Origin of the sequence: Oceanobacillus aidingensis, assembly GCF_042654105.1 — a bacterium.
GTDB lineage: Bacteria > Bacillota > Bacilli > Bacillales > Amphibacillaceae > Oceanobacillus > Oceanobacillus oncorhynchi.
Genome location: NZ_JBHSFT010000002.1, coordinates 142,812 through 159,647, shown reverse-complemented (window position 1 = coordinate 159,647; position 16,836 = coordinate 142,812). Strand labels below are relative to the sequence as shown.

Below are 16,836 nucleotides of genomic sequence, written 5' to 3'. Positions count from 1 at the left end.
TGGGAGAGAGTAATTTTATTCGCTGCAGGATAAGTAAAAATGATGATGAATCAGTCTCTTTTCAACACACTTGAAAAAAGCAGAAAAACCGTCTGCATCACTATGATAACTATACTAAGAAGGGTAATAAAATTATAGATATCAGATGTGTAAAAGTTGAAAATATCGGTAAACCATGCTGACTCCATGATACTGTCCCGAATTCGCATCAAAAGCGAATTATCATCACGCAAATTCGGGCTCCATCCTGCCCCATCAAAAATAACAAGCAAGATTTGTATTCCAATCAAAACACCTACAGTATTTAACCAGTCGCCCAGTGCTTTATGTTTTGACGTTTTTTTCATTAGAACACTTCCTCTATCAGTGTATATATACGATATAAACAATATACACGTATTAAACCATCTTTTTATACTTTTTTCAACCATAGAAAAAGACCAGGAATTCTCCTGGCCCTCACATTTCTTTTTTTCAAGCTGTAAAAAAATGAAACACCATTACAAGCAAAACGATTCCTGAAATCTCGTGGTCTCAAATTAATGATTATATCTCGTGTTAAATACTTAAATTTTCGGGGATTTTTACAGGAGAGTTAGTCATTCCGGCGTTTGTTACGAATTATACAATAGTGGGAATACGGTGATTCCATCCTTCTGATTTAGACGATGAAATAAAGGTTTCATGTTCTTATTGATTGAACTTTTGTGGGGAAGTTAATGTGATTACGGTTATATCCGTATAATCTCGCAAGGCCGCAGCTCAGCAGTATATTCTGCTGAGCCGATTAGCACTTACGCTTACTTTTGCCTGCATCAGCAACTATTCTTCCAGCTTAAACACTCTTGTCGCCTCTACAGCTTTTTGCCATCCTTTATATAATTTTTCACTTTCATTATTATCCATTTTATCCTCGAATGTTTTCTCTACTTTCCATTGCTTCGCGATTTCCTCCTGGCTTTCCCAGAAGCCGACAGCTAACCCAGCCAGATAAGCGGAGCCAAGCGCGGTTGTCTCCTGAATTTCAGGGCGTTCTACAGTGACGTCCAAAATATCGCTTTGGAACTGCATTAAGAAATCATTTTTCACAGCTCCTCCGTCTACGCGCAGGGTTTTTAATTCAATATCTGAATCTGTCGCCATCGCTTCCATCACATCTCTGGTCTGATAAGCCAGTGACTCTAATGTCGCGCGGATAAAGTGCTCTTTTTTTGTTCCTCTTGTCAAGCCAAATACGGATCCGCGAGCTTCACTATCCCAATATGGCGTTCCTAAACCAACAAAAGCAGGTACGACATAAACACCATCTGTTGTTTTGACCCGTGTTGCAAAATCTTCACTTTCCGGACTTGATTCAATCATTCTTAAACCGTCCCGCAGCCATTGAATAGCAGAGCCAGCTACAAAAATACTTCCTTCTAACGCATAGGTTACTTTTCCATCAACGCCCCAGGCAATGGTTGTTAATAATCCATTTTTTGATTCAACTGGTTTTTCTCCTGTATTCATTAGCAAGAAGCCGCCGGTCCCATACGTATTTTTTGCCATTCCCTGTTCAAAACAAGCCTGCCCAAATAAAGCAGCCTGCTGATCACCGGCAATGCCGGCAATCGGAACTTCCTCTCCAAAGAAATGATAGGATACGGTTTTTGTATATTCCTCAGAAGATGGACGTACTTCTGGAAGCATCGATTTCGGTACATCTAAAATGTCTAGCAGTTCTTCGTCCCATTCTAAATCATGGATATTAAACATCAGTGTTCTGGCAGCATTAGAATAGTCTGTCACATGAGTTTGTCCGCCTGAAAACTTATAAATAAGCCACGAATCAACTGTTCCAAATAACAAGTCTCCTGCCTCCGCTTTTTCTCTTGCACCTTCTACATTATCCAGAATCCATTTAACCTTGGTTCCTGAAAAATACGGATCAATCAGGAGTCCTGTCTTCTCCCGGAATGTGTCCTCATAGCCTTGTTCTCTTAACTCCTTGCATATAGGCTCTGTCTGACGGGATTGCCAGACAATCGCTTTATAAATTGGACGTTTCGTGTTTTTGTCCCACACGATTGCGGTCTCACGCTGATTGGTAATTCCAATCCCCTCTATTTGATTCGCTTCAACACCTGTTTTATTTAAGACTTCTGCGATACAGCCTAATACAGATGTCCAAATCTCATTGGCATCATGCTCTACCCAGCCTGGTTTTTCAAAGTACTGTTCAAATTCTTTTTGTGCGGTATCGATAATTGCCCCTTTATTATCAAATAAGATCGCACGCGAACTCGTTGTTCCTTGATCAATTGAAAGAATATATTTCTCTGCCATCCCTGTTTCCTCCGTTTATTCATTTAAAATTCACCTGTTCCAAAAGTTCAGGCGTAGTGATTCCATTTATTGCATACCCTAAAATGCTATCTTCTATTCTTATTTATGAGACAGCATGCTTATCTCGATGCTGTTCAGTTACAAAAGCTGTTGCCAGAATAATGGCTACTACAGCAGACATGATCCAAAAGCTTGCACCCATATTTCCATCAAAAAAAGCATGATAGAAAATGGCACCGTATACACCGCCGATAATCGGACCAATCACAGGTATCGGTGAATAACTCCAATCCGATCCGCCTTTGCCTGTAATCGGTAAAATAGCATGTGCAATTCTTGGACCCAAATCTCTGGCCGGGTTGATTGCATAACCGGTCGGTCCTCCCAGAGACATCCCAATCGCAACAATTAGTAAACCAACAACTGCCGGATTTAATCCTTCTGTGAATTCGTTTGCACCAATAAATAATAAGCCCATAACCAAAACAAATGTCCCGATTATCTCACTTACTAAATTGGATGGATAGCTTCTCACAGCTGGACCTGTCGCAAATACTCCCAGCTTCGCCCCTTTATCTTCCGTTTCTCTCCAATGTGGAAGATACTGAAAGTAAACAATCATTGCGCCGATAATAGCTCCGAGTATTTGACCAGATATATATGCCGGCACCTTTGCCCAAGGAAATTCGCCAATTGCAGCAAATCCTAATGTTACCGCAGGATTTAAATGGGCATCGGAGATATTCCCTGCCGCATAGACTCCCATCGTCACACCTAAACCCCAGCCTATTGTAACCAATACCCAGCCGGCGCCTGCAGCTTTCGATTTTTTTAATTCTGTGCCAGCGACAACTCCTGCCCCTAAAATGATTAGAATCATTGTCCCAAGCAACTCAGCTGCAAATTCAGACATGTTTATATCCCCCTTGTTAAATAGAATGTTCTATTGATTTTCAACAAGTATGAAGTAAAAATGACAAATAAAAAAGTCCACACAGATACAACCGTCCCTTCTCTTACGAAAAAAAACGATTTACTGTGTGAACTTTATCTCCGACACAATCCTTAACTTGTCATCCAATACCTTATAACAAAATTAAAACGCTGTCAATAATTTCAATTTTTATATTTGGCAGGCATCATCATTATGTTAATTAAACGCTATCGTCATTTGTCCCAAGTAAATCGCTTTTGATTGGTCTTTTCCGTCTTCCTATCATACATTTCTGTATAATATCTTATTTCATAAGGATTCCCTATAATTTAATAACCATTCACATTTTATGAAACCTTTAAGCAACAGACTTGTATTCCTTTTCATTTTACCCTAATTCAATAAATTAAAAACGCTCCTGCTTTCCTTGAAGAAAGGCAAGAACGTTTTTTACTTTTATTTCTATATTCATCAATACCTGTAGATTTCTTAATTGACGCAAATTACTGCCTTCAGCTACTCTTTTTCATCCCGATTGTCTGACTCCAAATCAGCTTCATATAAATGACTGCGGATTTTAAAGAACTCAAAGGCATGCGTCACAAATACTTTAAGAAGTGCGTAGCCGGGGACAGCTAACAGAATACCAACGACACCAAATAAATTCCCAGCCGTCAGAATAATAAAGATAATCGTAATCGGATGCACACGGAGATTTCTTCCCATAATCTGCGGGGAAATAAATTTCCCTTCAATAAGCTGTACAATGGTCCATACAATAATCAGCTTGATTACCATAAATGGAGAAGTCACAACTGCAACAATCAATGCTGGAGTAATCGCAATTGCTGGTCCGAGGTAAGGAACAACATTTGTAAAAGCAGCAATTAACGCCAACACCGGCGCGTATTCCAATCCAATGATGGTAAATCCGATATACATCAGTACACCTATACAGAAAGCAACAATAATTTGTCCGCGAATAAAACTGCTGATTTGATGATTCATTTCTTTCAAAATCACGTAGGTCGGTTTTCTCATGGAGACTGGTAAAAATTCAAGAAAATAGTGTGGCAGCTTTTCCCCATCCTTCAATAGATAAAATAAGATGAATGGCAGCGTGACAATTGCTAAAACAATCTCTGTGACGGCACCGATTACACTGCCAATATTGGAAAAGGCGCTGTTCACTAAATCAAGTGAACGGTCAGATAACTGTGTAGCAAATCCTTGCAGATCAATATATTCTACTAATTGAAATTGATTAATGAAATTCCCGCCAATAAAATTATTTACCATTTTTTCAATATCTGAAATAAACGGCGGCAGGCTTGTTATGAAACTTGTAATCTGCTCTCTTAAAAAAGGAAAGACAGAAATGATTAAAATCGTTAAAATGCCAGTAATAACCAGATACAGCATAAAGATAGAATAAATCCGCTTCACATTTTTCTTTTCTAAATAATTAACGATTGGATTTAATAAATAATATAAAATTGCTGATAAAATAATCGGCAGCAATACGGTTTTTAAAAGTACAACAAATGGTGTGAATACAAAGGAAATATGCGTGAAAATAAGTATGTTTAAGCCAATCAACAATAAAATGACTAAAAACACAACGAAGCGGTTATTTAAGAAAAAACGTTTAAATAAATCTATTTTATCGTTAACGGATTTCAATGCAGCACCTTCTCTTTTCCCCATATTTCTAAGTTACTCCTATTATATCGCAAAAACTGACAGGAATCTCTACCCAGCTCACCATTTTTTGCATATTTAGATACGTTAAAATTTTAGTAAACGTTTTTCATGGAGGCGAATAAAACGCAAAAGTTTTTTGATGGGCGAGTAATCCCGGTCCCATCCTCATCTTATCAAAGGCATTCACCGAATTGGTTGATGAATGCCATCATGCCTTAATCCCCATTCTCTAAAACTACCAGCTTTTCATAGGCGTGTTGTCTTTCACTATCTTTATTTTCCTTCTGCTCTTGTAACCTTTGCAGTTCTTCTGCATCAGCTATTCCTGCCATACGCAGCTCTATCGCATAAATTTCCGCTTCTAACGCTTCAATATGCTGTTCCAGCTTCTCTAACATTATTGACGGGTCTTCTATGGTTCTATACGATTTTTTCATTTTTTTATCTGTTTTTTTGTCAGAGGAAAAGAGCGTTTCTTGCTTTTCCGATAATTGTTCTTTCCGTTTTTTCTTTGCCCAAGAATAATTCCCCAGATACGTTGATATTTGTTTGTTTTCTATCCAATACAGATAATCAAATTGTTTATCTAAAAAGTAGCGGTCATGGCTGACAGCAATCAGACTTCCTCCAAACCCTTCCAACGTCTCCTCTAATACTTCTCTGGAATCAATATCTAAATGGTTCGTCGGTTCATCCAGTATAAGCGTATTGATGTCCTGATGCATCAGCTGTGCTAAGCGCAGACGCATTTTTTCACCGCCGCTCAATTGTGTAACTTTACGAAAAACATGCTCTCCGTAAAAAAGAAACTTTGCCAGAATATGTCTTGCCTTTCCCTCCGTAACGGAAATTGCTTCACGAAAGGTTTCAAGCACCGTCTGATTCGGGTCAATATCATGAAATACATGCTGTGACAGGTAACCAAATTTCACATTGCTGCCAATCATGACTTCTCCACTATCTGGAGATACATTGCCGAGCATCAGCTGAATCAGCGTTGATTTTCCTGTTCCATTTTCCCCAATAATGGCAACACGATCCTGATAACGAATATGCATAGATACATGATTAAAAAGCAGTTTTTCTCCAAATTGCTTCCGCACATCGGTCATCACAACTACATCTTTACCGCTTCGATCCGAGCTGTCTAATTCCATTTGCATCTTTTTTCGGTTTAGCCCCGGCTTATCTATTTTTTCCATTCGCTCCAGCGCGCGTTCCATATTTTTTGCCCGCTTATGCAGTCCTTCATTGGGCGGATTGGCCCGGTTCGCCCACTCCTTCAAACGCTTAATAGCTTCCTTCATTTTCTTGATTTTCTTCTGTTGTTCTTCATAGGCCTGAAACTCCCGGAGCAGGCGCTCTTCCTTTTCCTTCACATAACCGGAGAAATTCGTATGATACACAGCCAGCTCTCCATCCTCTAAATCTAAAATCCGCTCCACGACTTCATCGAGAAAATAGCGGTCATGGGAGATGACAACCACAGTTCCCTTATAGTTATTTAAAAATTCACCAAGCCATTCCACTGCCTGCAGGTCTAAATGGTTTGTCGGTTCATCCAGTAATAGTAAATCTGGATTCTGAAGAAGAATCTTCGCTAAGCCAACCTTTGTTTTTTCTCCGCCGCTGATTTGGTCAAAAGGCATTTGTAATAAATCATGAATGTGCAAGCCCGTCGTAATCCGATCAATATTTGCCTCTAATTCATATCCGCCAAACACAGTGAATCGTTCCTGCGCTTCACCATATGCCTTAATAGCTGCAGTCATATCCTGTTCTGATTCCGGGCTCTGCATCGCCTGCTCCAGATGCTTCATTTGTTTTTCCAAAGCTACTATTTCCTCATTAGACTGTTTTAGCACTTCAAATACACTGATGCCTTCCCCCGGATGAGGTATCTGTTCTAAATAACCGATGGTCGTCGCTTTTTTCCAATGAATATTTCCTTCGTCCTGCTTTGTAATTCCTGCCATTAACCGTAACAGTGTCGTCTTGCCGCCTCCATTCCTGCCGACAATTCCGATTCGCTCCTTTTCTTTTACTTCCAATGTTAAATCTTCAAATATGATATTTCCTCCGTACATTTTCTTAACCTGATTCATTTGACAAATCATTATTTATTCCCCTTTACCTTCTCTGCCGAAGATAAAGACAGCAAAAAGCACACAAAGAGCGTACCTCTCTGTGTGCTTTCAGACGTCACTTTATTTCACATAACCGTACTTTATCCGATGCAGAGATGCTTTTTTGCTTTCGTATTTGCTATTAAATTGCTAAAAAAGGACAGACGTATCCCGCAGGCAGCAAATAGCGCAAATTTCGCACGGCAGTAATATAAGAATTCCATCCAGTCTCCGCACGATTTCTCAAGCCCTAAAAACATCTCTACACCTCCATTTCTCTCATAAATTATATTCATTATATAGAATTTTTGTGCTCCATGCAAACTTTTCCCAGTGTATTGTTTCACAGTTCAGGATCCATTGTGAAATTTATTAAATTTAGATTAACCATTTAAAATAATTTAAAATTCTAATATTAGTATAGATATTCTCTTATTTTCAGCTATACTCAGAATAGAAGGAGGCTTTTAAAAATGCTGACACCAAATAAGACCATTCAGGATTCCATTGTATTTATTCAGCAGAATTTAGATCAGGACCTCTCACTCAACGTTCTTGCTGATGAAGCAGCTTACAGTCCATTTCATTTTTCCCGTATGTTTAAACGGCAGATCGGCGTATCACCGATGTACTTTATTTCCAGTTTACGCTTGCAGCTTGCCAAGACATTATTATTAGACACCGCTTTTCCTATCCGGGATATCGGTCTTGAAATCGGCCAGCAAAGCCTCGGTACCTTTACAACACGCTTTACCAAAAGTATTGGAATGACACCTGCCTCCTTTCGTGCTTCTCTTCAGCACCCGGAAGCATATATGACTGATTTAAAGCAAAATAAATGGCAGCCTCCATCCATGCATACTGCTTCTACCCGCCAATTATCTGGATCGATTCAGACAGATGAACCATTCAACGGTATTATTCTGGCGGGGCTATTTCCAAAGCCGATTCCAGAAGGACTGCCAGTCCGCGGCACCTTATTAATACATTCTCATTCTTTTCATTTAACGAATATTCCTGTTGGCACCTATTTTCTGATGGCAACGGCTATTTCATGGGAAATGGATTCCAAAAAGATTCTTATCCCGCAAGAAACATTACGTGCACGCCATCCCTATCCCATCAGTATTGATGGAAAACGTTCACTGCCCGAAACCCGCCTGATTATGAGAAAACCGGAAATTACAGACCCGCCCATCCTTATTTCGTTACCATTACTCATGAAACATTTCCTGCAGCAGTCACCGATTTCACATTAAATTATTTTAAATGGAGCAATCGAGAAGAAATCAGTGTAAACAACTGCTGCTATACTAAAAAAAAGAGAAAAGGAGTGAAGAAAATTGACCGTTACTAGGCAATTAATGGAAAAGTTTAACACTGCTTTCGCCAACGGAGAAGTTGATTTTATTTTTGAAGCAGCCGCAGACGATATTATCATGAATGAAGTTGGTCAAGGTATTAGTGAAGGAAAAGCAGCTTTTATTGAAAAAATGGAGCCGATGCGCGGTTATAAGGCAGATGTCTATAAGGTTTACCGAACACTCATTGAAGGAAATACAGCTGTTGTGGAGGGTGAAATGCAGTTTACAGATGAAGATGGGTCTGTCACTTATTATTTTAATGACTGGTATACGTTTGAGAATGAAAAATTAAAAAACCTTACTGCCTATATGATTAAACAGACCTAGGAGGAGAATACGATGCCTGCAGGAGTATACGCTTATATAACAATGGATGGTACCGGAAAAGAAGCAATCGATTTTTATAAAGAAGCACTGGATGCTGAAGTATTAGGGGTACAAACATTTGGCGACCTGCCTGAGAATCCGGAATTTGCTCTTCCGGTTGAAGCAAAGAACCGTATCCTGCATGCCCAGATACAAATAGGAAATACGTATTTTATGCTGTCTGATACTTTTCCAGGGCAGCCCCTTGAGACGGGTTCACAGGTCCACGTTTGTGTTACATTAGAAGACGCCGGCAAATCTAAAGATACATTTGAGAAATTGCAGCAAGGAGGCAAGGTGCTTATGCCGCTTCAAGAGACACATTGGAGCCCTGCTTATGGACAGGTGCAAGATAAATTCGGGATTACCTGGCAAATATCAACGAATCTGCAGGAATGCATGTAAGTTAGATTCTAAAGCAGATGAAATGTATCTCCACCTTCTCTTACCTTTATCAGGTAGGAGTTTTTTCTTTAAGGAGAAATTTTAAAAACAACGGATAAAAAGTGGTTACCGGATAAAATTTTATATTGTTCAAAACAGGTGAAAAATGCAATAATACCAGATAAATACTATTTATAATAAACGAAAAAAGGATGGGAAATCGTTGGCTTTTATTGGTTTATTGCTTTGCATTGCAGCTTTGTTTGTTATTTTCTTAAAATTAAAGAGTGTTTTAACTGGTGAATTAGTAGAAGGAAAAATTGTAGGATATAACCGCGGTGCGAAAGGCCGCTATAGCATCGTCGCCTACAATTATAGAGTTTTACTGGAATATAATGACGAACTGTATTATGTTACCTCTATTGATACTTTTACTGCAACAGACGGTGTAATACCCAGAAAGTATTTGGGAATGTATTGCTGGGCTTATTTTAACCCGAAGGCACCAGATAAAAGAGTGGCTTTAAAAGGTTTTCATCGTTTAGAATGGATGGCCTTCTCTCTATTTTTGCTGGGAGCTTTGATTATTATCATCGATTTGGCCAGGATGCTTTAAACCAAACGCCGCCGAATACATAGATGGAAACGATTGAACGGTAAAGACAAATTGTTTGAATTTTCCGGAGCAGACAGGTAGGATTTTAAGTATAAGCGAAGGGAGAGTATATACAGATGACATATCAAATTCCAGAAATCACATTACATGACGGTGTTCAAATTCCTGCTGTCGGCTTTGGTACGTACAAGCTGAAAGGACAGCAAGGCGCACAAGCAATCAATACGGCAATCACAAATGGCTACCGCTTGATCGATACAGCGTACAACTATGAAAATGAAGCTACCGTTGGAGAAGCCGTACGTCGTAGCTCCGTACCACGTGAAGAATTAGTTATCACATCAAAGCTTCCCGGACGTTATCATCATTATGATGATGCCATTGTTACGATTCAAGAATCCTTATTCCGCGCTAATCTGGATTATTATGATTTATACTTGATTCACTGGCCAAATCCCATTCAGGATAACTATGTGGAAGCCTGGCAAGCGTTAATTGATGCACAGAAATTTGGTTATATCCGTTCCATCGGTGTGTGCAACTTCTTACCAGAACATTTAGAGCGGCTTGAAAAAGAAACAGGGATTTTGCCGACTGTGAACCAAATTGAATTACATCCGCGATTCAATCAGGCAGAGCAGTTGAAATGGGATACGGACCATCAGATTGTAACAGAATCCTGGAGCCCTTTATCCAGAGCAAGCGACCTCCTGCAGGATGAAACCTTACAAAAAATTGCTGAAAAGCATCACAAAACAATCTCACAAATTATTCTCCGCTGGCACTATCAGCTGGGAGCGGTGGCAATCCCTAAATCAGCGTCACCAGTCCGCCAGAAGGAAAATATTTCTATATTTGACTTTGAATTAAGTAATGAAGAGATGACGATAATCAACAATTTTACCAAGACAGATGGGCGTTTGAAGGATCAAGACCCGGCTGTTTATGAAGAGTTTTAAAAGATTAAAAAATAGAAGACAAGTTTCACCTGTAAATAAAGAAATCACTTATACGAAAGGAGGCTGTTGTGCAATGAGGTAATCGATTGTACGGCAGCTCTTTTTATTTCTTACTTCCATTTATTCATTTCATAAAGGAGTGGCTAACTCATGGCAAATTTGACACGCGGTATTGACCATATAGGAATTACAGTACCAGATATTGAAGAAGCAACAACATTTTTCAAAAAAGCTTTCCATGCAAAAATTGCTTACGATAATAAGAAATTAGGCGACGAACCGCAGCAGGGAGAAGCTGTTGAAAAAACGTTAGGTCTGAAAAATGGGGCGAAGGTGATCCATATACGGATTCTTTCTTTTGACAATGGTTCCAACATAGAGCTTTTTCATTTTAAAGATACCGAACAAAGAGAACCTGTTATTGCCTCTGATTTTGGAGTCCAGCACGTTGCATTCTATGTTGATGATATCCAGCAGTCAGCTGACGCTTTTGTGGAAGCAGGCGGCGAATTATTAACAGAACCTGGCGAGCTATTAGGGGATGTAGAAAACGGATCTGGAGAATTTGTTTATGGCCGTGCACCATGGGGCATGCTGATTGAGTTAATAAGCTATAATCCGAATCAATTGGATTATCCTGAAGATAGTGAAGCAAAAAGATTTACACCGTGAAAATCTTTTTACATATCCAGTCTTTTTGCAGCAACTTAACTAGACCATGCCCGGTATAAAACAACATAAAAAGTTCCAGTCATCAAAAAGAAGGATTGGAACTTTTTTATGTTAGGTGATAAAATCTCTGGGCTGTATTATTCATCAAATTCATAGCCATAAACACAAACTTTAATAGTAAACCATAACTTTTCTATTCACCACCACTAAATCAACAGCAAAAACACCAAATAAACAATCGGAATACTGACAACCGAAAGAAGTGTAGAGAAAAAGACAACTACCGCCGAAAATTCCATATCTCCTCCATATACTTGTGCGTACATACTTATTGTTGCCGGACTCGGCGTCGCGGAAAGCAAACATGCTATCATAAATAATTCAAATGGAAGCTTAAATAACAGCAATGGCAAAAAAAAGACAATGGGATAAATAAACAATCGAATCATTACAGCAATATAAACAAAAATATCCTTCATATAGGCAAGGACTTTGGCATACGTTACGGTGGAAATCATCATGCCAATCATAATCATGGATAAAGGTACTGTCATTTGCCCAATAGTAGCTATAGGATCCATGATAAAAGCCGGAAACTGAACAGGGAAAATAAATAAGATAAAACCAGCTATCGTTGCTAAAAAGCCGGGATTTTTTAAGATAAACATCGTTTTGGAAACAGGAAGTCCTTCTGGATTCATAATATAAATCGCATATGTCCACATCAGGACATAATAAATCAGATTAAATACCGAAGCGAACAGGACTCCCTCCTGCCCAAATAGCTGCAGGATAATCACCATGCCGATAAACCCTTGATTCCCAAATAAAATTACATTTTCGAATACAGCGCTTCGGTTCACCGGCAGCGTTAGTTTTTTCGTGATAAACCTGCTTACAAAAAGGGTCCCTCCCATGATATAGATGGAAAGGACGAACATAATAAGGGCGCCATAAGCTTGTTCATATTGGAAGGGCATATGCATAGAACTAATTATTAGACAAGGTAAAGCAATATATAATAATAAGGTCGTGAATGAACGCTGACCCTGTTCAGAAATCAGTCCCTTACGTCTGATTATCCACCCGATGGCGACAATAATATAAAGCGAACCAATTTCATACGCTAGTGTAAATAAAGTATCCATGCCCCTCCGCCTTCCTCTTTAACGTATCGTTACAGATTATTCATCTAGAGAGGAAGGTGTGATAGGTGACTATGCTTTACCGCTATTCCGGTATTGCATTAAATCCTTATTTACTTGTCTCGTAGAACCATAAACAGACTTATACAGTTTAAACAATTCCTTATACTTCTCTACATTTTCCGGAATAGGCTCCACCCTTTTTGCATCCTCCAGAAAAACAGAAGCACATTCCTGCAGTGTTTCAAACCACCCTGCTCCATAAGCTGCCAGCATCGCCGCTCCCATTCCCGGTCCTTGCTCACTATTCGGCTTTATTACTGCAGCATCGAATACATCTGCCTGAATTTGCAGCCATAGCTCACTTTTGGCTCCGCCGCCAATGGCGATAACCTTATCAATCACTTTTCCATGCTCCCGGAAAATTTCTACCGATTCATTTAAAGAAAATGTAATTCCTTCAATTACTGCTCTGGTAAAATGCTTGCGCTCATGTGAGCTGTCCATGCCAATAAAGCTGCCGCGTATGGAGGCGTCCACATGGGGTGTACGTTCTCCAGCAAGATAAGGTGTGAATAAAAGTCCGTTTGCTCCTGCCGGTACATCCTTTGCTTCCTTTATAAGGTCGTCAAACGTCCGTTCTTTTGCAAAGGTGTTCTTAAACCAGGATAAACTGTGACCTGCAGAAAGTGTCACCCCCATCGTATAATAAGCATCTGGAGCAGCATGGTTCATGTAATGCACTTTTCCTTCAAACGATTTATCTCCATTCGCTTCATAGGAGACAACAACACCGGAAGTACCGATACTGACCATCGTTTTTCCTTCTTCCAATATACCGGAACCAATCGCTCCACAAGCATTATCAGCTCCTCCTGCAAACACTTTCATTTCTTCTGACAAACCGGTTTTTTCTGCTATTTCTCTCTTGAAGCTCCCAACCATTTCATGAGAAGGAACCAGCTGCGGACACAAATCAGGATGAATATCTAAGGCTTCACAGATTTCCTTGCTCCATGAGCGCTTCTTTATATCTAATAAAAGGGTGCCTGCAGCATCTGAATAATCCATATGTAATTGACCAGTCAGGCGAAAACGCAAATAATCCTTCGGCAATAAAAACAGCTTTGCTTTTGCGTAATTTTCAGGCTCATGCTTTCTAACCCATAAAATTTTAGTTAATGTAAAACCTTCTAAGGCCATATTTTTTGGTATTTCTAAAAGCGTATCCTCTCCAACACACGTTGTAATTTCCCGGCATTCTGCAGTAGTGCGCGTATCGTTCCATAAAATAGCCGGGCGGATTACCTCGTGACTATCATCCACTAAAACAAGACCATGCATTTGCCCGGAAAAGCTGATTCCTTCAATATCAGATAAATTCCCAGAAAATCGATCTGTCAGCTCCGTCAGGCCGGCTATTGCCTGCTCTACCCAGTCTTCCGGATTTTGTTCACTATACCCTGCTTTTTCCTGCATCAATGGATATTCCTTCGATACCTCTTGAACTACTTTTCCCTTCTGATTGACCAAAAGCAACTTTACCGCACTGGTCCCTAAATCCACACCGATAACATACTTCACTGCTTCATCACCCTTCCTCTCCCTTATAACAAAAGCCACTTCTTTATTAAAAAAGAAAAAAGGACGAATCATTCATCCGCCCTCTGCAATTCTTATTTCCACCAATCATTATAAATAGAAGCAATCGGCTCCCGCTTATGCATCGTTTTGATATAGTGGCCTTCAATAACTTCTCTTGCTTCTTGAGATATTTCTTTTCCTTCTAAATAATCATCCACTTCTTCATACGTAACACCTAATGCTTCTTCATCAGCTAAGGCCGGACGGTCATCCTCTAAATCTGCAGTCGGTTTTTTCAAATAGAGATGCTCCGGACAGCCTAACGCTTTCAGCAGTTGTTTTCCCTGACGCTTATTTAACCCTTCCAGGGGTGCCAGATCACAAGCTCCGTCTCCATGCTTGGTGAAGAACCCGGTAATTGCTTCTGCGGCGTGATCGGTTCCTAATACAAAGCAGTTATGCACCCCTGCGATGCTATATTGCGCCTTCATGCGTTCTCTTGCTTTTTCATTCCCTTTTAGAAAATCGCTGATAACGACTCCTCCAGCACGCAATGCTTTTTCACTTGCATCTACTGCTTCCTTAATATTAACTGTCAGCACTTTCGAAGGCTGAATAAATTCAATCGCATCTGCTACATCATCTGCATCGCCTTGCTTTCCATATGGAAGCTCCACACCAATAAATTGATACGTTTCTCCTTCCTCTTCCTGATTCAATTCATCTATTGCCAATTGAGCCAGTTTCGAAAGCAAGGTAGAATCCTGTCCCCCCGATATTCCAAGGACAAAGCCATTGGCAAAACTAAATTTCTGCAAATATTCCTTCATAAAATCAATACGGAGACGAATTTCTTCCTTCGGGTCGATTTCTGGCTTTACATGTAATGCGTTGATAACGGATTGCTGTAATTCACTCATTCCTAAACACTCCTTTATTCGAAAACGTCGAATTCACTTATTCTTAGCAAACCAGCAGCTTTCACTTGGCATACAAACATTTCACTGCGGTAAAAAAACAGAAAGTTTATCCGTATTCCGATAAAATCAATGATTCTAATCTTGTTTTAGCTGTTTCTTCACATTTTCAATATGCTCCATCTTACTATTCCATAGTTTGATACTTAAATCGACTGGATATTCAGCCGGATAGTTTGTCCGCTTATATTCATCCCAGAAAAGCTGAAGCTGGCTCTTTGCGTAATTCTGTACTTGGAGAAGACTTGGACATTCATAGACAAGGTCACCGTCGACAGCAATATCAAGATGCAGGTTTACTGCGTCAAAATTAGAAACCATTTTTTTATAATACGTATGAATCGGGTGGAAAAGCATAATTTCCTCTTCCTGATTCGGATCTTCATCCTCTAATGTCAGGTAGTCCCCTTCTGTATGGTGGTTTCCCTTATTAATAATCCGATACACTTTTTTCTTGCCTGGTGTGGTCATCTTTTCCGGGTTTCCGGACAATTTAATGGTATCTACCATTTCTCCATGCTCATCCTCAATCGATACAAGTTTATAAACCGCTCCCAGCGCAGGTTGGTCATATGCCGTAATCAATTTTGTGCCGATTCCCCATACATCGATTTTCGCATGCTGAGCTTGCAGACTGGCGATGGTATATTCATCTAAGTCATTGGAGACGTAAATTTTTGCATCCTTGAATCCAGCCTCATCCATCATTCTTCTGGCTTCCTTCGACAAATAAGCTAGGTCGCCGCTGTCAATCCGGATCCCTTTAAAATCAATAGTATCCTCTAATTCTTGAGCAACTTTAATCGCATTCGGCACGCCCGAATTGAGTGTATCGTATGTATCTACTAAAAAGACACATTCACGATGACGCTCTGCATATTTTTTAAAGGCGGTATATTCATCTCGATAAGCCTGAACCATCGAATGGGCATGTGTTCCGGATACAGGGATTCCAAATAGCTTGCCTGCCCGGACATTACTGGTTGCATTGAATCCGCCAATATACGCCGCTCGCGTTCCCCACACGGCTGCATCCATCTCCTGTGCTCTGCGTGTTCCAAATTCCATCACCGGGTTATCTCTGACCAGCTGCCTGATGCGCGAAGCTTTCGTCGCAATCAGTGTTTGGTAGTTCACAATGTTTAATAAAGCAGTCTCTAATAATTGTGCTTCTGCTAACGGCGCCTCCACACGGATAATCGGCTCATTCGCAAAAACAACCTCTCCTTCATGCATGGATTTCAACGATCCGGTAAAACGAAGCTGACGCAAATAATCGAGAAAATCTTCTTTATAGCCGAGTTCCTGTAAATAGGTTAAATCCGATTCACTGAAGCGGAAATTATGTAAATACTCGATAATTCTTTCTAAACCGGCATATACGCCATAGCCGTTTCCAAAAGGGAGCTTGCGAAAGTATAAATCAAACACAGCATTACGCTGATGTACATCATCATACCAATACGTTTCAGCCATGTTTATTTGATAAAGATCTGTATGCAGCATTAAGCTGTCATCTATATAATTCATTTCCGATTTCCTCCTGTGGTTTATCACGGATGACTGTCCGTAAATCTCCCTCCTCCAAGTAGAAGGGGAATAATTAAATCTGCTTAGGCGAGACCTCATTTTCTGAACAACTCCGCCTGATCCAGTGAGAGAAAAGCAAAGCTCTCACGG

General features: G+C 39.9%; 16 protein-coding genes. 6 read left to right on the top strand and 10 right to left on the bottom strand.

Annotated features, from left to right (window positions below):
- Positions 1-50 precede the first annotated feature (50 nt).
- The 6 genes from ACFO3P_RS03320 to ACFO3P_RS03295 form a co-directional block, all read right to left on the bottom strand.
- Positions 51-347, bottom strand: a complete 297-nt coding sequence (locus tag ACFO3P_RS03320; protein ID WP_042531891.1) for a YfzA family protein — start codon at positions 345-347, stop codon at positions 51-53.
- A gap of 475 nt (positions 348-822) precedes the next feature.
- On the bottom strand, positions 823-2,325 hold the full coding sequence (glpK, locus tag ACFO3P_RS03315; protein WP_042531888.1) for a glycerol kinase GlpK: 1,503 nt from the start codon (positions 2,323-2,325) through the stop codon (positions 823-825).
- A 103-nt stretch (positions 2,326-2,428) separates the two neighbouring features.
- On the bottom strand, positions 2,429-3,238 hold the full coding sequence (locus ACFO3P_RS03310) for an MIP/aquaporin family protein (RefSeq protein WP_212928654.1): 810 nt from the start codon (positions 3,236-3,238) through the stop codon (positions 2,429-2,431).
- A 537-nt stretch (positions 3,239-3,775) separates the two neighbouring features.
- Complete coding sequence (locus ACFO3P_RS03305) at positions 3,776-4,966, bottom strand: AI-2E family transporter (protein ID WP_139089061.1); 1,191 nt, start codon at positions 4,964-4,966, stop codon at positions 3,776-3,778.
- A gap of 212 nt (positions 4,967-5,178) precedes the next feature.
- Positions 5,179-7,083, bottom strand: a complete 1,905-nt coding sequence (abc-f, locus tag ACFO3P_RS03300) for a ribosomal protection-like ABC-F family protein (RefSeq protein ID WP_281422720.1) — start codon at positions 7,081-7,083, stop codon at positions 5,179-5,181.
- 107 nt (positions 7,084-7,190) lie between these two features.
- Positions 7,191-7,313 carry an RAxF-45 family protein gene (locus ACFO3P_RS03295; RefSeq protein WP_281422721.1) on the bottom strand — a complete coding sequence of 41 codons (123 nt, stop codon included), beginning with the start codon at positions 7,311-7,313 and terminating at the stop codon, positions 7,191-7,193.
- Between the two features lie 249 nt (positions 7,314-7,562).
- On the opposite strand from ACFO3P_RS03295, the gene ACFO3P_RS03290 reads away from it, so the two are divergent.
- From ACFO3P_RS03290 to ACFO3P_RS03265, 6 genes are all read left to right on the top strand, one after another.
- The gene (locus ACFO3P_RS03290; RefSeq protein ID WP_042531883.1) at positions 7,563-8,348 is read left to right on the top strand and encodes a helix-turn-helix transcriptional regulator; all 786 of its coding nucleotides are present in this window, start codon (positions 7,563-7,565) and stop codon (positions 8,346-8,348) included.
- A gap of 84 nt (positions 8,349-8,432) precedes the next feature.
- Complete coding sequence (locus ACFO3P_RS03285; protein WP_139089059.1) at positions 8,433-8,780, top strand: nuclear transport factor 2 family protein; 348 nt, start codon at positions 8,433-8,435, stop codon at positions 8,778-8,780.
- Between the two features lie 12 nt (positions 8,781-8,792).
- A complete protein-coding gene (locus tag ACFO3P_RS03280) occupies positions 8,793-9,224 on the top strand; it encodes a VOC family protein (protein WP_042531879.1) in 432 nt (143 codons plus the stop codon).
- Between the two features lie 202 nt (positions 9,225-9,426).
- Entirely contained in the window at positions 9,427-9,819 is a 393-nt protein-coding gene (locus ACFO3P_RS03275) for a DUF3592 domain-containing protein (protein WP_042531877.1), read from the top strand.
- Between the two features lie 116 nt (positions 9,820-9,935).
- Complete coding sequence (locus ACFO3P_RS03270) at positions 9,936-10,778, top strand: aldo/keto reductase (RefSeq protein ID WP_042531875.1); 843 nt, start codon at positions 9,936-9,938, stop codon at positions 10,776-10,778.
- Between the two features lie 150 nt (positions 10,779-10,928).
- Positions 10,929-11,450 (top strand): VOC family protein, encoded by a 522-nt coding sequence (locus tag ACFO3P_RS03265; RefSeq protein ID WP_042531873.1) that lies wholly within the window; start codon positions 10,929-10,931, stop codon positions 11,448-11,450.
- A gap of 206 nt (positions 11,451-11,656) precedes the next feature.
- Here ACFO3P_RS03265 and ACFO3P_RS03260 read toward each other — a convergent pair whose 3' ends face one another.
- From ACFO3P_RS03260 to ACFO3P_RS03245, 4 genes are all read right to left on the bottom strand, one after another.
- Complete coding sequence (locus tag ACFO3P_RS03260) at positions 11,657-12,598, bottom strand: AEC family transporter (RefSeq protein ID WP_256705688.1); 942 nt, start codon at positions 12,596-12,598, stop codon at positions 11,657-11,659.
- 69 nt (positions 12,599-12,667) lie between these two features.
- Positions 12,668-14,179, bottom strand: coding sequence for a xylulokinase (gene xylB, locus ACFO3P_RS03255; protein ID WP_042535988.1), 1,512 nt, complete (start codon positions 14,177-14,179; stop codon positions 12,668-12,670).
- Between the two features lie 92 nt (positions 14,180-14,271).
- Entirely contained in the window at positions 14,272-15,099 is an 828-nt protein-coding gene (gene nadE / locus ACFO3P_RS03250; protein ID WP_042531870.1) for an ammonia-dependent NAD(+) synthetase, read from the bottom strand.
- Between the two features lie 135 nt (positions 15,100-15,234).
- Entirely contained in the window at positions 15,235-16,686 is a 1,452-nt protein-coding gene (locus ACFO3P_RS03245) for a nicotinate phosphoribosyltransferase (RefSeq protein ID WP_042531868.1), read from the bottom strand.
- Positions 16,687-16,836 lie beyond the last annotated feature (150 nt).